This is a genomic window from Citrobacter sp. wls711, from assembly GCF_005281055.1.
GTDB lineage: Bacteria > Pseudomonadota > Gammaproteobacteria > Enterobacterales > Enterobacteriaceae > Citrobacter > Citrobacter gillenii.
Genome location: NZ_SZXC01000070.1, coordinates 20,937 through 43,960, shown reverse-complemented (window position 1 = coordinate 43,960; position 23,024 = coordinate 20,937). Strand labels below are relative to the sequence as shown.

Below are 23,024 nucleotides of genomic sequence, written 5' to 3'. Positions count from 1 at the left end.
AGCGGTTCATAAGTGGACGTGAATACTATTTTTATAGGGTTTTAGTGTCCACATAACTATAATGCGATTTTAAGTAGACGTCAAAGCCCTGTTTTTATGGTTTTAACGTCCACTTAGTTAATGGCCTATGTTGCTAATGTTGATGGTGGTTCTGTCGTGAAACATCCGGGTTCTGTTGTGGTGTGGATTCAATGGATAACTGGCTGAAACAGCGGGTGATGAAAAATCAGATAACTGGAGCATCCCGTACATTTGTTTGCTGTGCCAGCGATTCGCGGGTAGTGGCTTACTATTCGCTGGTGTCCAGCGCGGTGATGATGAATACTGCACCGGGCCGCTTTCGGCGCAATATGCTCGAATCCGATCCCGGTGATGGTGCCGGGGCGTCGGACGGGCGCTGATACGGGATGCAGGTCAATGCTCTGTCGGATGAAGCGCGAGAGTTTTACCTGCGGTTGGGGTTTGAACCATCGCCGATGGATCCGATGATGCTGATGGTAACGCTGGGGGATTTGGCGTAGAGCGTTTAGCAAATATATTTCTACCTTAAAACTCTTTAGTATTGAGTAAGGGGCACTTCCAGTTGGAGTAGGCAGCATGATGAATCAAAAAATACTTCAAAAGGTACCAATGGGCTTTAAGATACCGCCCATTGGTGAATGTGTGATATAAAACTAAAAAAACGTCAATTATCACTCTGTTTTTTTTGCATTCCATACCAAAGAACGGCGGGTACAGGTGTTCTAAAATGTCGACAGGCAATAAAATCAAGTATAGTTAAACCTGCCTGTACCGCACTTGATTCTTTGAAAATATTATATCGCTCGTTTTCTCGTAGCTCATCCATTCTATTCTTGTAATCATTCATATTATCCGGAAATTCTATTGGTGCCTCGGTCTCACCAGTGAAGGATTGTGCCGGATGAAAGTAAAGGTGTTTATAAAGATCACTCGTTGGATGCCATAGCTGAGAGCATATTTTTGTATATGATCCTTTTATACCCGTTAATAATGCGCAATATCCTTCTTCTTTTTCCAGTATCACACACCATCCCATTAAAGTGGGGATAATCCAGGACATGTCTGTTGTTCTTTCTTTTAAATATGTGTCGTCGCTATTGCATTCCATACTAATAAGATCGTCAATAGAGTCTGTTGATATCGGATGTTCTCGTCCGATCCTGAGTACGTAGTCCAGTCTCGAAATTAGTTCTCTAAGCCATTCTTCGATAGCGTCATTTCTCCCCATCAGAGAAAGAAATATTAATCCAAGAGTAATTTCAATGGTATTCTCATCAAGGCGTGGCGAACCAGATGCGGGATTGTTTATGATTAATGCACACAAGCTATCGGCAATGATATCTGCATTATGAATGTGAAGTGCTCCTTCATTATTATCTTTTCTAAGTGCGAGGAGAAAGTTATTTAATCCGAGAGTTGCAAGTATACCAATATGTTCAAATACAGTTATATTGACCAGTGAACTTTCAGTTGAATATAAAGAAAGAAGATATTTTTCATGAAAATACGGCTGAAGTTTGGAAAAATACTCAGCAGAAATGTTAATATAACCTTGCCATATAACTTCAAACGCAGGGAAGTATTTTTTTGGATCTTTTTCAAGATTGATACGGTGCCATACCCATAGCAGGCATCGTTCGGATACAAATAAAGCTTGCTTGGTGTTGCCATCCTGTATCGCCCAGTAAGCTAATATATTAGCCGCGAGATAGCAGGTACGTATTGACTTCTCCAGTTCTGCTTTCTTTAACTTTTCTCCCTTCATTGTCAAGCATCAGTATTCGTAGTAGTAATCGATGAAAATCAATCCGTGAATAATCATTTTCACTAATCAATGATAGCGATTTTCTTAAATCGGTTCTGTCAATGTCATTAAATATATGTTCATTTAACATGTATTTTTCAATAAAAGTGGAAAGCTTATCAGCTCCCCAGAAATCAAACTCATGGGATTTATGATTATCAAGATATCCGGCCCAGTTTTGATTTATTTCTTCTTTCATATCACCGCTGGTGGATAATATGATTTTCTTTGGCAACTTTTTGTGTTTTGGTTGTAAATGATTTTGAAGGTAAACATCAAAAACTTCATTTAAACTCTGTCTTATGGATTGGGGGCCAGAATCCCATTCAGATCTACCTAGATCTTTTTGTTTAATTACAAATATAAATAATTTTTTTTCTCCATCGTCAGGATCTTTACCTATTGCAGCAATATCGACACCATATTGTCTTGTGCCAGTTTGTGTAGTAAATAGAGGGACGATATCCATTGATAATAATAAATTAGGCAATAGTCTGTCGAGTTCATTTCTCTCTTTCAATGTTCGAATATATTGAGAAATTAATACCTTCATATTGTATCCATTTTTGCTGTCTTGAACATTACCGTACGTATTTCATAGCCAACATTGTCCATAACATGTCTTCGCGGGAGAGAATAGCTACTCGAAAATGGATGAAGGTACGACGGTTCACTATAGCCAGTACCAAAGTCACCATTGTAATAAAAAGAAGCTATACCTGCTTTTAGTGGAATGCGGGTAGCTATCTTAAATACAAACGAATCTTCATTGATAGTCTCTTGATTTTTGGCCATAACTTTATCCCGTTCTTTTTGAAAGGACAGTACACATGCTGAAGGCGGTTCGAATTCTTTTATTCGTGGAAGTTTTTTTAGAGAATTCAGATAGCCTTCTGTATGGGCAAGTATACCATCATATATTTTCAATATATGATTTTTCTTATTCCTGATTTTATTTTTGCATTCTCTTATTATATCAATAACATAGTTTGGATAGTCCATGGATATTTCATTTGATATGACGGATAACACAAGATTACCGGTTCTTTTATTTGCGTTATCAACATCCAGTAATGATAATATTGATGACATTAAATATTTTTCATTAGAGATAAAACCAAGAGTTCTTCGTACCAGAAAAATAAAATCTCTTTCTGTGAAGTTATTAATAATGGGAAGGCTATAGCTTAATAAATGATTGCTACCATTAATCATTAAATATGTGGATAGTAATTGTGAAAACTCAGCAATTTTTGGAATGTCATCAATGAGTGTCAATGTGAAAATTTTATTCGTTAACTCACTGAATTTTGTGGCATTATATAAAAAATTATCTATTTCCTGAGATTTTCTTACTATAGAACCATTCTTGATCATTACAAATAGACAACTAATCAATAGCTGATGTTTTGTTTCATCTTCAGTGAGTGATGATAAAATATGGAAAATTAGTCCTCTGAGTTCAATATCATCTCCTGAGTTAATACAGATAGTATTTATCCAGTCAGGAAAATCAGTATGAGATTGTAAATTTTTAGTTGTTGCTATTCTCTGGCAAAGCAGTGCTGTTGCCTTTATATTATTATCCTTAAGTAACTTATGGATAATGTGACAAAATTCAGGTATTTTATCTATTGTGTTTACGGTTGCTTGTATAGCAGCATTGGAAATATCTGTAACCGGAGATGCAATCTTGTCTTTGATAATTAATTTTATTTCATCGTTACGATATTCTATATTGTTTGTTTCTACAAATCTGCCAAGTATCCACAATGCTTGAGGAGACAGGATGACGTCATTTTTTTCTATATCATCGAGCAAAATATCAATAGCCGATGCATAGTCTTCTTTTTTTAGTGAAAATAAGGCAATATTATAAAGGTGAAGAGTTCCTTGTTTTATATCTGAATGAAATTTATTAATTATCTCATGACATTTTTTAGGGTTACTGGTTAGTCGTTCCCCTAATAATGTAAATATACCAACATATTGGTTGTGTTTATTGTAAATGACGGAGAAGAAATTAAAAAGAGTATTTATATCTATATTTTTGGAATGCTTTATGAATTGATCGGCCAGAGATGTAACCTCATATTGGTTACGTTCAGATGCGAGCAGCGCCTGCCATACGTTGATCTTATCTTCATATAAGTTGAGAAATAATCCAGCGGTTGAACGATCGCCGCGCAAAGACTTTTCCCATATGCTAAAAGCAGTTTGTATTATGGTTTTCTCCGCGTTGGCGCAATCACTGTCTGTTTCTGAAAAATAATGACGAACAACGTAATGATCTCTGTCTTCATAAGATGAAAAGATTAATTTATTGTCCTTTAGACAATAGCCTTTTGATTCCTCTTTGATTAAAAAAGAAAGTTCCTGTTCGGTGAGCTCATGCTCCAGTACATCGGATCTTGCCAAAAAAAGCTTATGAGCGATATTTTGAACAATATTGTCCTTCATTATCATCCCCCGGTTATGAACTGGGTTATATCTGAGTCTTAACTTTATGTTTTATACCAGAAAAATCATTCTGACCAGCTTTATTGAATCAATCTATGTAATTTCTACTGTAAACATGAATATGTTCTGCGTGCGGTGGGAGAGGCCCGGTACCAAGTTTAACGAACTGGCTAATATATCAGTGAGCTACGCCTTTCCAGCGGGTTCTTTATTTTCTGCGACCTGCCTTCCATAACCCCGCTTGCTGTCAACCGCTAATCGCGGTATCTTTTACCCGTACTTGCAAATTCAGGTGCCGGGCTTGACCTCCTGATTAACTTCATCGACGACACAAAGGCGCGTCTGCGCTTTTTTTGTGTCGTGCGTTCTGCTACATCTCAATGGTGGGCCGGACGGGGGCGCTGCAAAGCGCGCCGGTGTCGATGAGGCCGGTAAGGTCAACCCCGTCCGGTTCCACCACCCGCGAGATTGACCTCTCCGGTGGTGGTGATAAATACTGCTCATCGGAGGATGCCCTATGGCTACTACCCTCACCCAGATGCACCCGTTACTTTCCGTTCCCTTCAACGCCGCCACGGATTTCACCGTACTGGCAGAGCACTGTAAACAGTTCGCCGAAATCCTGATCGAACACGGCGATCCCACGCTAAAAATGGCGCTTTGCGGCAGGCTTAACGCCTGTCTGCGACTGCTCCAGCCCTCGCTGCTCGATCCGATCCCGGATCATATGATGGACAGCCTGACCGTTGATACGCTCCCCACCTGCTCACCGCGCTTCGATCCCGAATGTACCGAACTTTGCCACTACTGCCTTGCCCTGACGCAAGTGCTGACGGGGCAGGGACTATTACCGGAAACCCGGAATTACCTTGGTTGCCTGCTGTATGACCTGATCCACTATTTTTCTGATGAAATCACGGCCCCGCGCTGGCTGCGTACCGCCGACGGCGTGAAGTTTATCGACGGGGAGGCGGCATGATACAACCAGACTGGCATTCTGCCGACATTATCGCAGCACTGAAAAAGCGCGGAACGTCGCTTTCTGCCGTTTCCCGCAACTCAGGGCTGGCATCCTCCACGTTGGCAAACGCGCTGATAAGGCACTGGCCCAAAGGCGAAAGGCTGATAGCCGAAGCGTTGGATATTGCACCAGAGCAAATCTGGCCTTCCCGCTACCGTAAACTCGAAAATTGCTAAATCATCTCTCCCGATCTTCTGATGGCTTTGCTGTCAGAAGATCGGGAGAAGGCAAGCGAAGCGCGACAGTGCAGGCTCGCAAAAATCCTTTTTGACGCAAAAACAGTTTTTCCTTTCTGCACCATCGGTACATGCGTAGTCTCCCTCCTGCCCCATGCTGTCGTTGACAGCGCCCAACGCTTCGCAACCTGAAAGAAGCGCCTGTTATCAGGACGGTTGATCCCTTTACCGGTGCTGACCTCTGCAAACATCGGGTCGCAGAACATCGCGACGGAGGCCTGAGTTTTAACACGATACGTCCTTTTACTGCGCCAGCCTGCTGGTCTGAATCTGCACCGCGCCGGAATTCTCCCGGCTAACCTGTATCTGCTGATACCCTCAGCGCCTTTTACCTTTACGGGTTGCGGCCTGCATTGCCGACAGGCTTTGCTGCCGCGTGGCCGTAAAACTGCACCAGACGATAAATTTTCAGACGCTGCACCAGTGCCAGTGCGTCACTTTAACCGCGCAGAGCGGGAAAGTGACGCACGCAGCCCTTTAGCTCTGCACCAGAGAAATCAACTGCTCCGGCTCATTGCTGGATTCTGACACTGCCTTTTCAGGCCAATTAACCAGTAAGGAGAACATGAACCGATACCGGAGGCGGATCAGGACGATCCGGGGGATGACCTGCTAAGGCAGGCGGCTGCTCAGAGAGCACAACCGATACCCCACAACACCTCAACCGCTGCCGCCCCGGCGCTCAGGTATCGTTTGCAGCCCCGACAAAACTCAGGGGCTGTCGGCCTGCGCGCCGGGGAAAGCTGTATCAGTTTTGGGTTATGGAGTTGAGGCAATCATGAAAAGGGGAAAATATGGGGATTCTGGCGCAGGAAATGATGAAGCTGGCGAAACAGGCGGGCGGTAGCCACAAGACCGTTCACGATCGTATCGCGCTGGCGCAGCGTTTTTGTGAGCGTCTGGTTATGGCGCAGAATGTGCAGATCCGCCGGGTGGAGCACCTGAAAGCTCGGCATATTGAAGGCTATATTCGGGAGCGACTGGCGCAGGGTATCTCAAAACGTTCCCTGCAAAACGAGATGGCGGCGATCCGCAGCCTGCTGAAACAGGCCGGGCGCGACAGGCTGGCGCAGAGTGAGCGGCTGAACAACCGTTCGCTGGGATTGTCTGGCGCATCCCGTAACGGTACGAAGCTGGCTATTACGCCGGAGCATTATCGTGATGTACTGGAGATGGCCCGCGTAAAAGATCCGGGTCTGGCGGCGGCGCTGGAACTCTCCCGTCTGATGGGGCTGCGCTCGCAGGAAGCGGTACAGAGCGCACAGTCGCTAAAGACATGGCGGCAGGCGCTGGAGCGCGGAGAGTCCCGGCTGACAGTGGTGTTCGGCACCAAAGGCGGACGCCCGCGTGAAACCGTTATTCTGGTCACTGGTGCAGTCAGAAAGGCACTTGAGAATGCATTATCTGTTGCAGAAAGCCGTCACGGCAGACTGATCGATAAACCGGATCTCAGAAGCGCGATGAAATACTGGCACAGCCAGGCGTCACGCATTGGTTTAACGGGCGTATTTTCCCCGCACTCGTTACGCTATGCCTGGGCGCAGGATGCGATCTGTCATTATCTGGCGCAGGGGTTCAGTGAGAAAGAGGCGCTGGCGATGACGGCAATGGATCTGGGGCACGGTGACGGGCGCGGGCGGTATGTGGCGCAGGTTTACGGCAGGTGGGGGGATACTGACTGATAGCCATTCCCTTTTGTTACTCTCATGATCAATTGTTGTCTGCCTCATCATATTTGAGGTCAAATATGATGAGGTTATGTCCTTTTAATCACCGCACTTTCAATAGGTGAATACTATTTAAAAGGTATTATCTTCGTAAAAATCATTATTAATCGGTTTTCGTACAAAAAATTTCGACGTCGAAATTTTTTTGGTTATTTTTGTGAAAAACGAGGCTATTAGTAGCCATTTCCTTTCATAAAGGCGGTATCCAACGGTTTTCGTATAAAAAATTTTGAGGGCAAAATTTATTGTACGATTTTCTATTGATGATTATGTAATCAATAGCCATAACCTGTTATAGCTGAGGCAGGAATTATCGTTACAGCGTAACGCCTTTCCGTTTGTTACTGCGTAACGGCTCCAGCGTCAAATCCAGATAGCTGTCACACTCTTTATCATTCATGGACTGGCACAGGATCCCGTCAGCCTGAGTGATAAGCTGCTCCAGCATTTCACGCTGAGAAAGCCCATGATGCAGCGACAGCCGTTTGAGGGCCATCTTTGCTCCGTACAGGATCTCAGTATTCAGTCGCGCCGTATAGTTTTCCTGACGCTCCCGCGTTCTGCGGCGGTATCGCGCCTGACGTTCTGCACTGCTCATGGCCATTCTGCTTATCTCCGGCTGATAGCGTTAGGCAGTAACGATAACATATCTGATGCGACACCGTTACTGCGTAACGAAAATAAGAATGGCTGCGCCAGAAAAGGAAAAAAACCATAAAGGTAAAGGGTTATTAAGGGTAACAGCGCCAGACCGGAAAGGGCGAAAAGGCTTAAAGGGCAAAACTGGCGCAGTTCAGTGCTTATTCAACGGATATCTGGTGCAGATGAAAAATCTGGTGAGTAATCTCAGAAGTTCTCTATTAATCTGGTCTGTATTGATAGGTTTTCGTACAAAATTATTTGCCCCCAAATAATTTTGTACGCTTTCCGATTAATAGCAGAAAAAATAAAGGTAAAACCTTTTGATACAAGAAAGCAGATCCGAATCAATCAGGATCTGCTTTTTCATTACTGACAAATTATGCCCTGTCAGGATCAGGCGGCTTTACGCTGCCGTGCATAAATATAGGGCGCAACATACCCCTCGCGGCTCACATCCAGATAATCCGACCACCACTGCATCATCTCCATTCGCGCTTCCAGATGCTCCGCCTTATGCACATAGGCCGCCCGCACGCCGTTGCGCTCCTTGTGGCTCATCTGGCGCTCAATGGCGTCCTTCGACCACAGCGCGGACTCATTCAGCGCGCTACAGGCCATCGTTCTGAATCCGTGACCGCAGACTTCGGTTTTTGTATCGTAGCCAATCACCCGCAGCGCCTTGTTGATGGTGTTTTCACTCATCGGTTTATTCAGCGAGTGCGCACCGGCAAAGACGAAAACAGACTCCCCGGTAATTTCCTTAAGCTGCTCCAGCAGGGCGACAGCCTGCACAGATAACGGCACCAGATGCTCATCCTTCATCTTTGCGCCACGCTCTGAGAACCGCACGCCTTTAACCGCTTCGCGTAGCGCCGGTACTGTCCAGATACGGGCTTTCAGGTTGAACTCATCCCAGCGGGCAAGGCGTAACTCACTGGAGCGCAGGAAAACGTGCAGATTCAGCGCCAGCGCCAGACGGGTCAGTTCCCGCCCCTTGTAACCATTAATCTTGTCCAGCAGGTCCGGCAGGCGTTTCAGGGGCAGGGCGGGGTGATGTTGGGTCACAACCGGGGTCACGACGCCATCCAGATCGTAAGCCGGATTATATTTAATCGTTCCCTGCTGTACGGCGTGACGCATAATTTTGGTCAGATGCTGGCGCACCCGCCCGGCAACGTCATGCACGCCCTTGTCGTCGATGGATTTAACAAGCTGCGCCAGATGGCGGGTTTCAACCTTCGTAATGTCCATTGTGCCGATATTGGGAAAGACATAGCGCTTCAGGCAGGTGAGGATTTTATCGGCGTGGCCTTCCGACCAGAGTTTAAGGCAACTGGTGTGCCATTCAGTGGCGATAAATTTAAACGTGCGGGATTCGTCAACGGCGGCGTTATCTATCTTGCGGATCTGCGAAGGGCAGATACCGGACGCCAGCAGCTTACGCGCGGCATCGCGCTTCTCGCGGGCTTCCGCCAGCGTGACCAGCGGATAAGCGCCAAAAGCCAGACGGTTTTCTTTGCCGCCGAAGCAATAGCGAAAATACCATAACTTAGCGCCGCTACGGGATACAGTCAGGTACAGACCTTGCGCGTCGGTGAGTTTGTAAGATTTAGCGAGGGGCTTAGCTGCGCGGATTTTACTGTCATTCAGGGCCATAATACGGGTCTCCATCGTTCATCGAACTGAACGACCCGTAATCTGACCCCAAATTTCCCGGATACGTAGGGATAAATCAAAACGTATCTGGAAAGATTTTTACGCTAACTTATTGAATTACATACACATAGGAATTCATAGGGAAGCATAAAAAAGGAAAGGTGGTGCCCGGACTCGGAATCGAACCAAGGACACGGGGATTTTCAATCCCCTGCTCTACCGACTGAGCTATCCGGGCAACGGGGCGCATTAAACCGCATTCACGCCTGGCAGTCAATCAAATATCGTGAAAAGCTGTTCAACCGCTTAATATTACGGCAGTCTGTACGTTTATGCCTGACGTTTGCACAAATCTTCCAGACAGGTGTGATTTAACCAGGCAATGCTGGCAGCGAGAGGAGGGCAGTATGGCAAACGACTGGCTTGAACTACGACAGCATGCCGATACCGGTATTGAGACTATTAAGGCACACTTTGAAGGCCATGCCTTTGACCCGCACTGGCATGACAGCTATCTGGTGGGGATCACCCTTTCCGGTACCCAGCAGTTTCACTGTCGCCGGGAACGTCATCACAGCCAGCCGGGTGATGCGTTTCTGCTAGAACCGGGTGAAATCCATGATGGTGATGCCCCGGTTGCGGGCGGTTTTACCTATCTGACCTTTTACCTTGATGAACAGTGGCTGACTCACACCTTACATGGGCTGTACGAGGCTACTCCGGGTAGCTATTCACTGCACTTTAACCAAACGCTGACCCGTGAGCCGCATCTGGTTCGGGCGATTGGTGAGACATTTGGTTCACTGCATACCGATGAAATGCGTATCGTGCAGCAAAGCAATATGGATAATTTGCTGACTCAGCTCACGGCACATTGTCGGTGGCGTAAGCGTCCGCCATCACAAATACAGGGTTGTGCAATGGCGCATCGAGCGCGGGACTATATGCATGCGCATATGGGCGACAATATCGGCCTTTCCGATCTGGCACGGGAGACAGGAACAGACCGCTTTACCCTGACCCGCAGTTTCAAACGAGAATTCCATATGGCACCGCATGCCTGGCTTATCCAGTTGCGGCTGGCAAAAGCACGTCAGCTACTGGCGCGAGGGGAACAGCCCGTCGCTGTGGCGACAACGCTGGGCTTTGCCGATCAAAGTCATCTTGGGCGCTGGTTCCAGCGGGCGTACAGGATTACGCCTGCACATTACCGTAAGTTGTGCACAAACCTTCCAGACGTTTCCAATAAATAACGGCACAGTCAGGACTCCAATAATAAGGAGTCACCTGTGAATATTATGCCGTACTTGCTGTTTGCTTTTGTTGCTTCGATAACGCCAGGCCCCACCAATATTCTTGTGCTGACCAGCAGCCAGCATTATGGCGTGAGAGCCACACTGCCTGCGCTTGTCAGCGGCTGTGTGGCCGCCAGCGCCATTGTGCTGATATCTGGAGCCGGTGCAGGTGAACTGCTGCGCCAGTACCCGCTGGTGCGCCAGGTGATGAGTTGGGCGGGTGTACTGTGGCTGACATGGATGAGCTGGCAGCTGTTTTGTGCTCCGGCAACGAATATTGCTGGGCAAACGTGCCATCGCTTTACTGCCAAAGCAGCGGCACTGTTGCAGATTATCAATCCCAAAACGTGGATGATGGCGCTGGCGGTGGTGAGTCTGTTTGCCCCGACGGGTGAGCATATGCTGCGGGATGTCGCGCTAATGGCGCTGTGGTTCTTACTGATATCTGTGGCGTGCTTGTTGTGCTGGGCGTGGCTGGGTAAGGCGGTAAACAGGGTGTTTCGCACCACCACGGCGATGGTGCGTTTTCAACGGTTGATGGCGCTGTGTCTGCTTATCTCCGCATGGGCGGGTATGTTTGCTTAGGTCAGCGCACCACCCTGTCGGCATTGAGCGAAGCGCAGGATGTCTTCCGCCAGGCGGTGTGCCGTTTCCACGTCGGCCTGGCTACGATTGACCAGCATGCGGCTCAGGCAACCTTCAAGCACCAGTTCCATCTGTTTGGCGACCATCGCCGGGTCGTCAACTTCCAGCGTCGTCAGCAGTTCATGGGTAAAATCATGGGCTGCCTTTTTTTGTTGATCCGCAAGTTGATGGATAGGGTGGCCGGGGTCAGGATAGAAGGTACAGGCGGCGATGAACAGGCAGCCGGGGTAACGATTGTTGCTCACACATTCGGCCAGGGCGTTATAGCGAGCCAGTAACTTCTGCTCAGCGCTCAGGGTGTCATCAAGCAGAAGCTGACGCCGCCAGATATCTACCCGCTGGCTAAGGTAACGCAGGGCATCGTACAAGATGGCCTCTTTATCGGGCCAGAAGCGCTGCAGCTCATCAAGCGGATAATCAATATGGTCGGCCACCATTTCCAGCGTGGTATTGGCTATCCCTTGCACCTCAAGTAATTTCAGGGCTTCTCCCAGGACATCTTCACGTTGCACGGTATTCTCCTCCGTTTTCCTTTTGCAAGTGTCGCTCACGGTTGGCGATCGTGCAAATGTGCGCTAAATGTTGCGGCATCCATAAAACCTGTTACCCGCGCGTTTGGCTGCTCTTTACCCTGAGCATCAAAAAACAAAATGGTGGGCAGCCCTAAAACCTGCAGATGCTTCAGCAGTGCGACATCCTGGGCATTATTTGCCGTGACGTCCGCCTGCAGTAATACCGTATTGCTTAATGCCTGCTGAACCAGCGGATCGCTGAAGGTGTATTTCTCAAATTCTTTGCAGGCTACGCACCAGTCGGCATACAGATCCAGCATCACCGGCTTACCTTTTGCCTCTGCCAGCGCCTGATTTAAGGCATCGACCGTCGCGATGGGTTTGAAGTTCAGATGTGCCTGCGTTTGTGCATGCGGCGTACCGTATGCCCAGTCCTGCAAGGGACGTACGCTCACCAGAGCGGCGGCGAGCAGGGCTATTTGCACAAGGCGCATCCATGGGCGTTTGGCTTGCAGACTGGTAATGAAGGCCCAGCTAAAGAACGCGACGCCGAGTAACGACCACAAGCGGATCCCCCACTCGTCACCGATAATACGTTCCAGTAAAAATACGGGAAGCGCCAGGATGACAAAACCAAAGGCGGTTTTGACATGCTCCATCCACGGGCCGCTTTTCGGCAGTAGACGGTTACCAAAGACGGTAATGAGCATCAGGGGCAGTCCCATTCCCAGCGCGTACAGATACAGCGTGCCGCCGCCTAGCCACATGTTTCCGCTCTGAGCGATATACAGCAGAATTGCGCTCAGTGGGGCGGTGGTGCAAGGCGAACAGATCAGACCGGCAATCGCCCCCATTGTAAATACGCTGCCGGGAGAGCCGCCTTGCTGACGGTTACTCATTAACGTGAGGCGTGTTTGCAGTGATGAAGGCAGCTGTAGCGTGAACAGGCCAAACATCGATAAAGCCAGCAGCGTAAAGGCGATAGCAAGGCCAACCAGGACATAAGGATGCTGTAGTGCCGCCTGGAACTGTAACCCCGCAGCGGCAACAACCAGACCCAGCGCAGTGTAGGTGAGCGCCATTCCCTGGACATAGATAAAGGTTAGCAGCAGTGCGCGTCCGGTTGATAAACGCTGTTTTCCACCCAGCACGATACCGGAAATCAGCGGGTACATCGGCAGGATGCAAGGTGTAAAGGCAATGCCAATCCCGATCAGCAGTGCCCACAATGCGGAGAACGGCAGTTGGGTCGTGGGTTGTGGTTGTTCTTCTGGCGATACCGTTGCTGAAGAGGTCGTTGGTGGTGTTTCTGCACTGGCCGCCACTTCACGTAACGGCACGGTTTTTGTCTCTGGCGGATAACAGAACCCGGCGTCGGCACAGCCCTGGTAGGTAACCGTTAGCGTCGCACCCGCAGCAGCCTGCTTGACGGTGACAGGGATAGTCAATTGCTGACGATAAATTTCACTTTTGCCGTAAAACTCATCTTCATGCCAGACCCCGGGCGGCAATTTTACCTCGGCAGTCTCGGCCTGAGATGGGGTTATGCTTATCTGTTTACGATAAAGATAATAGCCGTCTTTGACCTGCCAGGAGAGGTTTAGATCGTGTTGGTTTTGCTGAAAATCGAACACAAATGCCTGGTCGGCCGGGACAAACTGCGAGCGACCTGGTGCGTCAAATAAGCCAGCAAAAGTTGATGTGCTGCAGAGCAGCAGGATCAGCGTAAGGATGCGTTGAGCCATGAGCGGTAATCAAAATCTCCGTGAGTAACGGGTAAAACCAGAAGTTCAGGTGTTTGGTACGGGTGATGTGACTTCAGGCAATCGAGAAGTGCTTGCTGATGTGAAACTGCGGTTTTTAAGATCATCTGGACTTCATATTCCTGCTCCAGCTTGCCTTCCCAATAATAGAGGGAGGTAGCGCCGGGCAGCAGTGTGACGCAGGCGGCCAGTTTTTCCGCCAGCACTTTAGCGGCCAGATCCTGAGCGGTTGCTTCATCCGGGGCGGTACAGAGCACGACAACGGTATCGGGGATGGAGATATCCTGATTCTTTACATCAAGCATAAACACCTCGAAAGCACAGAGTAACCAGCAAGAGAGGAGTCACTATACAACGGACGGAAGAAGGATGTTAGTCAAAGCGAGACGGGAGAGAGGAACTGCAGGGCGCACAGGCACCCTGCAGGTAAAACTTACAGCATGAAGCTGCCCAGCAGGAAGCCGAAGCAGACAGCCAGTACCACACCCAGCGTACCCGGGATGAAGAACGGATGGTTAAAGACGAATTTACCGATGCGGGTTGTCCCGGTGTCATCCATCTGAACCGCCGCAACCAGCGTTGGGTAAGTTGGCAGAATGAACAGGCCAGAAACAGCCGCGAAGGATGCGACAGCGGTCAACGGAGAAACGTTCAGTGCCAGAGCCATCGGCATCAGAGCTTTTGCCGTTGCTGCCTGAGAATACAGCAGTGCAGAAGCAAAGAAGAAGATGACAGCCAGCAGCCACGGATGACCCTGAATGACGCTACCTGCAGTCTCTTTGATCCAGTCAATGTTATGAGAGACGAAAGTATCACCCAGCCATGCAACGCCCAGGATACAAATACAGGCACTCATACCGGCTTTGAAGGTGCTGGAGTTCAGGATAGAGTCCGTTTCAACGCGGCAGATGATCGTGGTCAGCGTCGCGATGCTCAGCATGATGATCAGGATGGCGTTGGTGGTGTTCATCAGCGGTTTAGCGACCAGACCGAGGCTTGGGCTGTTGATAATAGCGTAAGCCACCACGCAAACTACGCCCAGCAGGAACAACCATACGGAGGTTTTTGCGCCCGCTTTGATTTCAACTTGTCTTTCACCGCGCAGTTCGACCAGGCCTTCTTCCAGACGTTTACGGTAAACCGGATCGTCAGACAGCTTGGAGTTGAACAGCATAGTGACCAGGAAGGACATCACCAGTACCGCCAGCAGCGTAGACGGAATGACCACGGACAGCAGGTGGATGTAGCTGATGCCATGACCTTCCATGACGGAAGACATGTACACCACAGCTGCGGAGATTGGCGACGCAGTAATCGCAATCTGTGCAGAAACCACAGCAGTAGACAGAGGACGGCAAGGTTTGATGCCTTGTTCCTTCGCCACTTCAGCGATAACCGGCAGCGTTGCCAGAGAGATGTTGCCTGTACCTGCAAAGATAGTCAGGAAATAGGTCACGATCGGTGCAAGGATCGTGATGTATTTTGGGTTCTTACGCAGCAGTTTTTCAGTTTGGTGAACCAGATAGTCCAGACCACCTGCAATCTGCATAGCAGAAATGGCAGCGATGACCGCCATGATAATGGAAATAACATCGAACGGAATGTTACCCGGTTTTACGCCAATAGCGGCGAGAACCAGAACGCCCAGCCCACCTGCAAATCCAATACCGATACCCCCAAGTCTGGCACCTAAAAAGATTGCCAGCAAAACGATGATAAGTTCTAAAACTATCATATTAGCCTTCCTTGTTGTTTAACAAGTTGATATTAAATTGTTGTTTTTAAGTAACTTCGTGCAAGAAAAAAGGCACGTCATCTGACGTGCCTTCTCTGGTACTACCCTACACGATTACTGTTCGCTTTCATCAGTATAACGTTTTGCTTTATAAGCAGGGTGCATCAGGTTCTGAGCAGAGAAGATATCGTCCAGCTCAGCTTCGGTCAGCAGGCCACGTTCAAGGACAACTTCACGCACGCTCTTACCGGTTTCGGCACAGATTTTACCGACGATATCGCCGTTGTGGTGACCGATGAACGGGTTCAGATAGGTCACGATACCGATAGAGTTATACACGAATGCTTCACACACTTCTTTGTTAGCCGTAATGCCGCTAACGCATTTTTCCAGCAGGTTATAGCAAGCGTTGCTCAGGATGTGGATAGATTCAAACATCGCCTGGCCAATAACCGGTTCCATAACGTTCAACTGCAGCTGACCTGCTTCAGACGCCATGGTGACGGTGATGTCGTTACCGATGACTTTAAAGCACACCTGGTTGACGACTTCCGGGATAACCGGGTTTACTTTTGCTGGCATGATGGAAGAGCCCGCCTGCAGTTCCGGCAGGTTGATCTCGTTCAGGCCGGCACGTGGGCCAGAGGAGAGCAAACGCAGGTCGTTACAGATTTTGGACATCTTAACAGCCAAACGTTTCAGTGCGCTGTGCACCATAACGTATGCGCCGCAGTCGGAGGTCGCTTCAATCAGGTCTTCAGCCGGAACACAGGCAAAACCAGTCACTTCAGCCAGTTTCTGTACAGCCAGCGGAGAGTACTCTTTCGGGGTGTTCAGACCTGTACCGATTGCGGTTGCGCCGAGGTTAACTTCCAGCAGCAGCTCAGCAGTACGGCCAATGTTCTTCACTTCTTCTTTCAACAGAACGCTGAAAGCACGGAATTCCTGACCGAGAGTCATCGGTACAGCATCCTGCAGCTGGGTACGACCCATTTTCAGGATGTCCTGGAATTCAACAGCTTTTTGTTCGAAGCCTTCACGCAGTTGGTTAAGGGCATCAATCAGTTTGATGATGGATGCGTAAACAGCGATACGGAAGCCGGTCGGATAAGCGTCGTTGGTAGACTGACATTTGTTCACGTGGTCGTTCGGATTCAGGTACTGATATTCACCTTTCTGGTGACCCATCAGTTCCAGACCGATATTGGCCAGCACTTCGTTGGTGTTCATGTTGACGGAGGTACCCGCACCACCCTGGTAAACATCTACCGGGAACTGATCCATGCATTTTCCGTTATTCAGAACTTCATCACATGCTGCGATGATGGCATTTGCCACACTCTTAGGAATGGTTTGCAGCTCTTTGTTGGCCAAGGCCGCTGCCTTTTTCACCATTACCATACCGCGAACAAATTCAGGGATATCGCTGATTTTGTTGTTGCTAATGTAGAAGTTTTCAATCGCTCTCAGAGTATGAACACCGTAGTAGGCGTCCGCTGGAACTTCCCTGGTACCCAACAAGTCTTCTTCGATACGAATGTTGTTTAACATGTGAACCTTCTTTTTCAAGCTGCCAATGATTTTTTACTAAACACACAGGATATATGTGATTTCGATTGTTTCTCGACCGACGATTATCCCCTGCATCGGTCTGATACCCGAGATCATATGCTGGTTCAGGATTTCTACCGTAATCTGGATCACTTAAAACGCGGAAATTACCCCTTAATTATTATTCTGTGAAATAGATCACCCCTTTAGGATTAATACCAAAAATAAGTGTAGAACCCGCTTGAAATTTTGCTAATTCCCCCCACATCTTTCCGATGCGAGTCACATAACCATTCGGACAGACGTGGCGAAAACGGCTGTTATTTACAGGAGAGTCCTTTGCGCTGGATACCATTACTTGCCATTTTTCTCTATGTTTACATAGAGATATCTATTTTCATTCAGGTTGCCCATGTTATGGGTGTTCTGATGACACTGATTTTGGTCATTTTTACCTCGGTTATCGGTATGTCTCTGGTTCGTAACCAAGGGTTTAAGAACTTTTTGTTGATGCAACAAAAAATGGCGGCGGGTGAAAGTCCTGCTGAAGAAATGATCAAGAGCGTGTCGCTGATTATTGCTGGTTTGCTGCTGGTGCTGCCGGGCTTCTTCACCGATTTCCTTGGTCTTCTTCTTTTATTACCTCCGGTGCAGAAGCATCTGACCATGAAGCTGCTGCCGCACCTGCGCTTTTCTCGTATGCCGGGGGGCGGCTTTAGTGCAGGAACTGGTGGGGGCGAGACCTTTGACGGTGAGTTCCAGCGTAAAGATGATGACCGCAACCGCCTTGATCATAAAGACGACGACCGTCGGGATTGATTCCGTAGGCCCGGTAAGCATAGCGCCACCGGGCTTTTTTGCCGGATGGCGCTAATGCTTATTCGGCCTACAGTCTATTTTAAGCCACTTTCCTTTTTGGCAGTAACAACCACAGTCCTGCCAGCATAACCAGTGCATACAGACTCTTCCAGCCAACCATTGCCAGCAGCAACAGACACAACAGACAGCCAATCACCGCCAGCGCACGATAATGTCCTTTTAGCAGTCGGCACCCTGCCAGCATGCACAGCAGATAAATCATAATAAAGATGCCGTTGGCATAGATGATTAATGCATCGAGGTTGATTTGCAGTATATAGATGCACAATGTGCTGACCACGCAGCAAGCTAACACCGCGTTCAAAGCATTGCGCGGAAGATGGCGAGGGGACAAGCGAGCCAGGTAACTCTCCGGCTTATATTGCGCTTGCGACCACACCAGGCGGGAGAAACTCTGAATATAAATGTTCAGACTGGCAAAGCAGGCCAGATAACCAATGATGCAGGCGACCCACAGAGCTTGTACGCCAAACAGTTGCACGACAATATTAGGTAGCGATGCCGCCGCAGCCATTTGCTCACCATAGGCGCCAAAATGTAGTACCACGACCGTACATGCCCAGTAGACTGAACCGGCCAGTAGCAGGCCGATCATCAGTGCACGGGGAAAGTCTCGCTCCGGTTTTTTGAACTCCGAGGCCAGGTGTGCGAATGCTTCAAGACCGACAAAACACCAGAACATCACCGACAGCGCCGCGAATAGCCCAGGCAGTTCAATATCGGTAATGGCAGGAAAGGGGATTTCGCCGGGTTTAAGTTCACCCGCCCACCAGATGGCAACGATAAGGGCAACAATCAGCCCGGCGATGACCGTTTGCAGGTTTGCACTGGAGCTGGCACCGCGGGAACCTACATACCAAACCAACGCCAGCGTACCGAGTTCTGCCAACAAAAGCTGCCAGCCATGCCAGCCAAACATGGCTTGACCGAATCCGGCGGCAATGTGCAATGCCGCTGGCAGCCCGACCGGAATCACCGATAAAAACAGCCAGCCGGTAACGCGCTCCAGGCGAGGGCCAAAGGCCATGCCGACAAAATGTGCCACACCGCCGGCGCTGGGGTAATGGCGACCGAGCACGGCAAAGACAATCGCTACGGGGAAGACTAAAAGAATGAGGACCGGCCAGGCCCACAGGCTATTGTTACCCGCCACCAGGGCAGCCAGTGCGGGAACAGCAAAAACGCCTGTCCCTAACAATGATGTCGACAACAGGCCAATGCCCTGAGCCAGCCCCAGCTCTTGCTTCAGTCCACTCATAAATTGTTATCCGATTATGCCCGTTAAATAGGCTACAGCGCAGATTTTCGATGGTATCACAATCGGATTTGCTTATGACGACGTGACTGAAATCGGTATTAAATGTGAGGTGTGTCGGTGTTTTGGCGGGATTTTCTCCTGATAAAAAAATTTTTTCGCTTGCCCCCTTGAAGGGAGAAAACTCCATCCCCATCTCTCTGGTCACTAGCCGGTAAACCGTTCACGGGCCGGCGCCACCCATAACTGATAAAGACTTTCTCAAAGGAGAGCTATCAATGAGTATTCGTCCGTTACATGATCGTGTGATCGTCAAACGTAAAGAAGTTGAATCCAAATCTGCTGGCGGCATCGTACTGACCGGTTCCGCAGCGGGTAAATCAACTCGTGGCGAAATCATCGCTGTCGGTAAGGGTCGCATCCTGGACAACGGTACCGTACAGCCGCTGGACGTGAAAGTTGGCGACATCGTCATTTTCAACGATGGCTACGGTGTTAAATCTGAGAAGATCGACAATGAAGAAGTGTTGATCATGTCTGAAAGTGACATCCTGGCGATTGTTGAAGCTTAATCCGCGAACGACACTGAACATACGAATTTAAGGGAAAGAGAAAATGGCAGCTAAAGACGTAAAATTCGGTAACGACGCTCGTGTGAAAATGCTGCGCGGCGTGAACGTACTGGCAGACGCAGTAAAAGTTACCCTCGGTCCGAAAGGCCGTAACGTGGTACTGGATAAATCATTCGGTGCCCCAGCCATCACTAAAGATGGTGTTTCCGTAGCACGTGAAATCGAGCTGGAAGACAAGTTCGAAAACATGGGCGCGCAGATGGTGAAAGAAGTTGCCTCTAAAGCGAACGACGCTGCAGGTGACGGTACGACTACTGCGACCGTACTGGCTCAGTCCATCATCACTGAAGGCCTGAAGGCTGTTGCTGCGGGTATGAACCCGATGGATCTGAAACGTGGTATCGACAAAGCTGTCGCTGCTGCGGTTGAAGAACTGAAAGCCCTGTCCGTACCGTGCTCCGACTCTAAAGCGATTGCTCAGGTTGGTACCATCTCTGCTAACTCCGACGAAACCGTAGGTAAACTGATCGCTGAAGCGATGGACAAAGTCGGTAAAGAAGGCGTGATCACCGTTGAAGACGGTACCGGTCTGCAGGACGAACTGGACGTAGTTGAAGGTATGCAGTTCGACCGTGGCTACCTGTCTCCTTACTTCATCAACAAGCCGGAAACGGGCGCAGTAGAACTGGAAACGCCGTTCATCCTGCTGGCTGATAAGAAAATCTCCAACATCCGCGAAATGCTGCCGGTTCTGGAAGCCGTTGCGAAAGCAGGCAAACCGCTGCTGATCATTGCTGAAGATGTTGAAGGCGAAGCGCTGGCTACCCTGGTCGTTAACACCATGCGCGGCATCGTGAAAGTGGCTGCGGTTAAAGCACCTGGCTTCGGCGACCGCCGTAAAGCTATGCTGCAGGATATCGCGACCCTGACCGGCGGTACCGTTATCTCTGAAGAGATCGGTATGGAGCTGGAAAAAGCGACCCTGGAAGATCTGGGCCAGGCAAAACGCGTTGTGATCAACAAAGACACCACCACCATCATCGATGGTGTGGGCGAAGAAGCGGCAATCCAGGGTCGTGTAACCCAGATTCGCCAGCAGATCGAAGAAGCAACTTCTGACTACGACCGTGAAAAACTGCAGGAGCGCGTAGCGAAACTGGCAGGCGGCGTTGCAGTCATCAAAGTGGGTGCTGCTACCGAAGTTGAAATGAAAGAGAAGAAAGCACGCGTTGAAGATGCCCTGCACGCGACCCGTGCTGCGGTAGAAGAAGGCGTGGTTGCTGGTGGTGGTGTTGCGCTGATCCGCGTAGCATCCAAACTGAGCGAACTGCGTGGTCAGAACGAAGACCAGAACGTGGGTATCAAAGTTGCGCTGCGCGCAATGGAATCCCCGCTGCGTCAGATCGTTCTGAACTGCGGCGAAGAACCGTCTGTTGTCGCTAACACCGTGAAAGCGGGTGACGGTAACTACGGTTACAACGCTGCAACTGAAGAATACGGCAACATGATCGACATGGGTATCCTGGATCCGACTAAAGTAACCCGTTCTGCTCTGCAGTACGCGGCTTCTGTTGCGGGTCTGATGATCACCACCGAGTGCATGGTAACCGACCTGCCGAAAGGCGATTCCGCTGACTTAGGTGCTGCTGGTGGTATGGGCGGCATGGGCGGAATGGGCGGCATGATGTAATTTAATCTTCATACTTCAAGCCGCAGGTTCGTTGGCTGCAACTTGAGTTATTTGATTAAATACGCATCTCGCGAAAAATGAGAAACCCCCGGGCAGAAATGTCCGGGGGTTTTTCTTTTGGTCATCTTTTTAGTATATGATTCAGCTACGGACAAAACGTCCAGCGCATTGATTATGGGGAATAACATGCACGTGAAATATTTAGCAGGGATCGTTGGTGCCGCGCTACTGATGGCGGGTTGTAGCTCCAGCAACGAACTGAGTTCAGCCGGACAAAGCGTACGCTTCGTTGAAGAGAAGCCAGGTGCCGAGTGCCAGCTGATTGGTACCGCAACCGGTAAGCAGAGCAACTGGCTTTCTGGTCAGCACGGCGAAGAGGGCGGCTCTATGCGCGGCGCGGCGAACGATCTGCGTAACCAGGCTGCGGCAATGGGCGGTAATGTGATTTATGGTGTAAGCAGCCCATCACAAGGTATGTTGTCGAGTTTTGTCCCAACCGCCAGCGAGATGATTGGTCAGGTTTATAAGTGCCCTAATTGATAAACGCTGTTGATGCCGGATGGCGACGCTGAAGCGTCTTATCCGGCCTACGGTACACATGAGCGTAGGCCTGATAAGCGCAGCGCCATCAGGCATTCTGCGCTTTACTGGCCGACTGTAGGCGTAAATGATGCAGCGCGCGCAGGCACTGATCCTGTGTCAGCTTTTGTGTTTTATCCCCCGTGAGTGTTCTGACAAACACTTTGCACGGTACACCGGCCAGTTTTTTTAGCCGTGGGCTGAAGTCGATAAGCCGACGAGAGATCGCTTCTACGTCTTTATCATCCGAAGGGGCTCGAGTTTTCACCACTGAACCACAGAACCGAACTTTCCCCGCTTTATCTTGATAGCGATAGATGACAGCCAGATAATGATTAAACAGATTATGTTTCCATTCTGATTGTGTATAGGCATCGTATTCAAGATTATCGTTATCCAGGCAATCAATGTCGTACAGAGGTAGGAAATCTAATAACGATGTGATCCGCAGTGCTAATTCGCGCATCCCTGCATTATTTATTGCGTGAATAATTGCATGTGCCAGTACCGTAATTTGTAGTTCATTAATTAATAGCTCGCAAACTCGACCATTATGCAGTGTAAGAGAGAGAGTTAAGTTTTCACCTTCGTCGCTTACTAATGCCAGTGAATTTATCCGACGATTAATATCCGCATTTTTAAGTTCATCTTCCTGAATTAATGGCATGTTTTCATGCATTTTTTGACTGACTTTGTCACGTGCTTTTTCATACTGCAGACGCGCATCCTCGCCCAACAGGTGCTTGGTATGCAGTCTGCTTTCCAGCGCGATAAGCAGGTCTCGTAGCCCGAATGGTGACAGAAAAAACAGCGACTCTTTATTTCTGGGTTCCTTTATCTTTAATGCCAGCGCAATGAACTCATTTTTTTGACGAATAATGCCCGTATTAATACCTTTAATCGTTATAGCCACGGCGGTTCTCTCTCTCACCTAATATTCAACGGAAAACTAAATATTGATTTATTTATATGATTTATAAA

22 protein-coding genes, 1 tRNA gene and 1 pseudogene are annotated in these 23,024 nt (G+C 48.9%); 11 read left to right on the top strand and 13 right to left on the bottom strand.

The genetic code is table 11. The annotated features are described in order from the left end of the window. Positions 1-182 precede the first annotated feature (182 nt). Positions 183-521, top strand: a pseudogene (locus tag FDW98_RS20210) (hypothetical protein). Between the two features lie 164 nt (positions 522-685). Here the strand turns inward: FDW98_RS20210 and FDW98_RS20205 are convergent. From FDW98_RS20205 to FDW98_RS20195, 3 genes are read right to left on the bottom strand one after another with little or no spacing between them, the layout of a single operon-like run. Next, positions 686-1,786 (bottom strand): hypothetical protein, encoded by a 1,101-nt coding sequence (locus FDW98_RS20205; protein WP_096758626.1) that lies wholly within the window; start codon positions 1,784-1,786, stop codon positions 686-688. Then, positions 1,719-2,378, bottom strand: coding sequence for a hypothetical protein (locus tag FDW98_RS20200; protein WP_096758625.1), 660 nt, complete (start codon positions 2,376-2,378; stop codon positions 1,719-1,721). Before FDW98_RS20200 ends, FDW98_RS20205 begins: the two co-directional genes overlap by 68 nt. Next, entirely contained in the window at positions 2,375-4,285 is a 1,911-nt protein-coding gene (locus tag FDW98_RS20195; RefSeq protein ID WP_096758624.1) for a hypothetical protein, read from the bottom strand. Before FDW98_RS20195 ends, FDW98_RS20200 begins: the two co-directional genes overlap by 4 nt. 517 nt (positions 4,286-4,802) lie before the next feature. Between FDW98_RS20195 and FDW98_RS20190 the strand changes: the two genes are divergently transcribed. The 3 genes from FDW98_RS20190 (at position 4,803) to FDW98_RS20175 (ending at position 7,224) form a co-directional block, all read left to right on the top strand. After that, positions 4,803-5,264, top strand: coding sequence for a hypothetical protein (locus FDW98_RS20190; protein WP_096758623.1), 462 nt, complete (start codon positions 4,803-4,805; stop codon positions 5,262-5,264). Further along, positions 5,261-5,482 (top strand): helix-turn-helix transcriptional regulator, encoded by a 222-nt coding sequence (locus FDW98_RS20185; RefSeq protein WP_096758622.1) that lies wholly within the window; start codon positions 5,261-5,263, stop codon positions 5,480-5,482. The genes FDW98_RS20190 and FDW98_RS20185 overlap by 4 nt, the downstream gene beginning before the upstream one ends. Positions 5,483-6,336: 854 nt before the next feature. Beyond that, a complete protein-coding gene (locus FDW98_RS20175; RefSeq protein WP_096758620.1) occupies positions 6,337-7,224 on the top strand; it encodes an integrase domain-containing protein in 888 nt (295 codons plus the stop codon). Between the two features lie 361 nt (positions 7,225-7,585). Here FDW98_RS20175 and FDW98_RS20170 read toward each other — a convergent pair whose 3' ends face one another. Continuing rightward, a complete protein-coding gene (locus FDW98_RS20170; protein ID WP_138140551.1) occupies positions 7,586-7,867 on the bottom strand; it encodes a hypothetical protein in 282 nt (93 codons plus the stop codon). Between the two features lie 88 nt (positions 7,868-7,955). Between FDW98_RS20170 and FDW98_RS20165 the strand changes: the two genes are divergently transcribed. Beyond that, the gene (locus FDW98_RS20165; protein ID WP_170975225.1) at positions 7,956-8,183 is read left to right on the top strand and encodes a hypothetical protein; all 228 of its coding nucleotides are present in this window, start codon (positions 7,956-7,958) and stop codon (positions 8,181-8,183) included. Between the two features lie 121 nt (positions 8,184-8,304). Here FDW98_RS20165 and FDW98_RS20160 read toward each other — a convergent pair whose 3' ends face one another. Further along, the gene (locus FDW98_RS20160; RefSeq protein WP_096758618.1) at positions 8,305-9,567 is read right to left on the bottom strand and encodes an integrase arm-type DNA-binding domain-containing protein; all 1,263 of its coding nucleotides are present in this window, start codon (positions 9,565-9,567) and stop codon (positions 8,305-8,307) included. A 162-nt stretch (positions 9,568-9,729) separates the two neighbouring features. Beyond that, positions 9,730-9,805, bottom strand: a tRNA-Phe gene (locus FDW98_RS20155). Between the two features lie 169 nt (positions 9,806-9,974). Between FDW98_RS20155 and FDW98_RS20150 the strand changes: the two genes are divergently transcribed. Together FDW98_RS20150 and FDW98_RS20145 are read left to right on the top strand one after the other, a co-directional pair. Continuing rightward, the gene (locus tag FDW98_RS20150; protein ID WP_096758617.1) at positions 9,975-10,820 is read left to right on the top strand and encodes an AraC family transcriptional regulator; all 846 of its coding nucleotides are present in this window, start codon (positions 9,975-9,977) and stop codon (positions 10,818-10,820) included. A 36-nt stretch (positions 10,821-10,856) separates the two neighbouring features. Further along, positions 10,857-11,447, top strand: coding sequence for a LysE family translocator (locus FDW98_RS20145; RefSeq protein ID WP_096758616.1), 591 nt, complete (start codon positions 10,857-10,859; stop codon positions 11,445-11,447). On the opposite strand, the gene FDW98_RS20140 is transcribed toward FDW98_RS20145, so the two are convergent. From FDW98_RS20140 to aspA, 5 genes are all read right to left on the bottom strand, one after another. After that, positions 11,444-12,019 carry a transcriptional regulator gene (locus FDW98_RS20140; RefSeq protein ID WP_096758615.1) on the bottom strand — a complete coding sequence of 192 codons (576 nt, stop codon included), beginning with the start codon at positions 12,017-12,019 and terminating at the stop codon, positions 11,444-11,446. The two genes, FDW98_RS20145 and FDW98_RS20140, sit on opposite strands and share 4 nt — an antisense overlap. A 35-nt stretch (positions 12,020-12,054) precedes the next feature. Next, positions 12,055-13,764, bottom strand: a complete 1,710-nt coding sequence (locus FDW98_RS20135) for a protein-disulfide reductase DsbD (protein ID WP_096758614.1) — start codon at positions 13,762-13,764, stop codon at positions 12,055-12,057. Then, the gene (cutA, locus tag FDW98_RS20130) at positions 13,740-14,087 is read right to left on the bottom strand and encodes a divalent cation tolerance protein CutA (protein ID WP_096758613.1); all 348 of its coding nucleotides are present in this window, start codon (positions 14,085-14,087) and stop codon (positions 13,740-13,742) included. Before cutA ends, FDW98_RS20135 begins: the two co-directional genes overlap by 25 nt. A gap of 128 nt (positions 14,088-14,215) precedes the next feature. Then, positions 14,216-15,517 carry an anaerobic C4-dicarboxylate transporter DcuA gene (dcuA, locus tag FDW98_RS20125; RefSeq protein ID WP_096758612.1) on the bottom strand — a complete coding sequence of 434 codons (1,302 nt, stop codon included), beginning with the start codon at positions 15,515-15,517 and terminating at the stop codon, positions 14,216-14,218. Between the two features lie 114 nt (positions 15,518-15,631). After that, positions 15,632-17,068 carry an aspartate ammonia-lyase gene (gene aspA, locus FDW98_RS20120; RefSeq protein ID WP_096758611.1) on the bottom strand — a complete coding sequence of 479 codons (1,437 nt, stop codon included), beginning with the start codon at positions 17,066-17,068 and terminating at the stop codon, positions 15,632-15,634. Positions 17,069-17,407: 339 nt separating this feature from the next. Between aspA and FDW98_RS20115 the strand changes: the two genes are divergently transcribed. After that, positions 17,408-17,887, top strand: coding sequence for an FxsA family protein (locus FDW98_RS20115; RefSeq protein WP_096758610.1), 480 nt, complete (start codon positions 17,408-17,410; stop codon positions 17,885-17,887). A gap of 79 nt (positions 17,888-17,966) precedes the next feature. Here the strand turns inward: FDW98_RS20115 and yjeH are convergent, their stop codons facing one another. Further along, on the bottom strand, positions 17,967-19,205 hold the full coding sequence (gene yjeH, locus FDW98_RS20110) for an L-methionine/branched-chain amino acid transporter (protein ID WP_096758609.1): 1,239 nt from the start codon (positions 19,203-19,205) through the stop codon (positions 17,967-17,969). Positions 19,206-19,480: 275 nt separating this feature from the next. Here yjeH and FDW98_RS20105 point away from each other — a divergent pair, with 275 nt between their 5' ends. The 3 genes from FDW98_RS20105 (at position 19,481) to FDW98_RS20095 (ending at position 22,004) form a co-directional block, all read left to right on the top strand. Continuing rightward, positions 19,481-19,774, top strand: coding sequence for a co-chaperone GroES (locus FDW98_RS20105; protein ID WP_000027827.1), 294 nt, complete (start codon positions 19,481-19,483; stop codon positions 19,772-19,774). 43 nt (positions 19,775-19,817) lie between these two features. Further along, on the top strand, positions 19,818-21,464 hold the full coding sequence (groL, locus tag FDW98_RS20100; protein WP_096758608.1) for a chaperonin GroEL: 1,647 nt from the start codon (positions 19,818-19,820) through the stop codon (positions 21,462-21,464). Positions 21,465-21,650: 186 nt separating this feature from the next. Continuing rightward, complete coding sequence (locus FDW98_RS20095) at positions 21,651-22,004, top strand: DUF4156 domain-containing protein (RefSeq protein WP_042999161.1); 354 nt, start codon at positions 21,651-21,653, stop codon at positions 22,002-22,004. Positions 22,005-22,092: 88 nt separating this feature from the next. On the opposite strand, the gene yjeJ is transcribed toward FDW98_RS20095, so the two are convergent. Next, the gene (gene yjeJ / locus FDW98_RS20090; RefSeq protein WP_096758607.1) at positions 22,093-22,956 is read right to left on the bottom strand and encodes a YjeJ family protein; all 864 of its coding nucleotides are present in this window, start codon (positions 22,954-22,956) and stop codon (positions 22,093-22,095) included. Positions 22,957-23,024: the final 68 nt, after the last annotated feature.

Excerpts from the sequence above, each read along its gene's own strand:
- cutA (WP_096758613.1), bottom strand. The coding sequence starts at position 14,087 with ATGCTTGATGTAAAGAATCAGGATATCTCCATCCCCGATACCGTTGTC.
- FDW98_RS20105 (WP_000027827.1), top strand. The coding sequence starts at position 19,481 with ATGAGTATTCGTCCGTTACATGATCGTGTGATCGTCAAACGTAAAGAA.
- FDW98_RS20175 (WP_096758620.1), top strand. The coding sequence starts at position 6,337 with ATGGGGATTCTGGCGCAGGAAATGATGAAGCTGGCGAAACAGGCGGGC.
- dcuA (WP_096758612.1), bottom strand. The coding sequence starts at position 15,517 with ATGATAGTTTTAGAACTTATCATCGTTTTGCTGGCAATCTTTTTAGGT.
- FDW98_RS20165 (WP_170975225.1), top strand. The coding sequence starts at position 7,956 with ATGGCTGCGCCAGAAAAGGAAAAAAACCATAAAGGTAAAGGGTTATTA.
- FDW98_RS20185 (WP_096758622.1), top strand. The coding sequence starts at position 5,261 with ATGATACAACCAGACTGGCATTCTGCCGACATTATCGCAGCACTGAAA.
- FDW98_RS20195 (WP_096758624.1), bottom strand. The coding sequence starts at position 4,285 with ATGAAGGACAATATTGTTCAAAATATCGCTCATAAGCTTTTTTTGGCA.
- yjeH (WP_096758609.1), bottom strand. The coding sequence starts at position 19,205 with ATGAGTGGACTGAAGCAAGAGCTGGGGCTGGCTCAGGGCATTGGCCTG.
- FDW98_RS20170 (WP_138140551.1), bottom strand. The coding sequence starts at position 7,867 with ATGAGCAGTGCAGAACGTCAGGCGCGATACCGCCGCAGAACGCGGGAG.
- groL (WP_096758608.1), top strand. The coding sequence starts at position 19,818 with ATGGCAGCTAAAGACGTAAAATTCGGTAACGACGCTCGTGTGAAAATG.
- FDW98_RS20200 (WP_096758625.1), bottom strand. The coding sequence starts at position 2,378 with ATGAAGGTATTAATTTCTCAATATATTCGAACATTGAAAGAGAGAAAT.
- FDW98_RS20205 (WP_096758626.1), bottom strand. The coding sequence starts at position 1,786 with ATGAAGGGAGAAAAGTTAAAGAAAGCAGAACTGGAGAAGTCAATACGT.
- FDW98_RS20150 (WP_096758617.1), top strand. The coding sequence starts at position 9,975 with ATGGCAAACGACTGGCTTGAACTACGACAGCATGCCGATACCGGTATT.
- FDW98_RS20095 (WP_042999161.1), top strand. The coding sequence starts at position 21,651 with ATGCACGTGAAATATTTAGCAGGGATCGTTGGTGCCGCGCTACTGATG.
- FDW98_RS20160 (WP_096758618.1), bottom strand. The coding sequence starts at position 9,567 with ATGGCCCTGAATGACAGTAAAATCCGCGCAGCTAAGCCCCTCGCTAAA.
- FDW98_RS20135 (WP_096758614.1), bottom strand. The coding sequence starts at position 13,764 with ATGGCTCAACGCATCCTTACGCTGATCCTGCTGCTCTGCAGCACATCA.
- FDW98_RS20190 (WP_096758623.1), top strand. The coding sequence starts at position 4,803 with ATGGCTACTACCCTCACCCAGATGCACCCGTTACTTTCCGTTCCCTTC.
- aspA (WP_096758611.1), bottom strand. The coding sequence starts at position 17,068 with ATGTTAAACAACATTCGTATCGAAGAAGACTTGTTGGGTACCAGGGAA.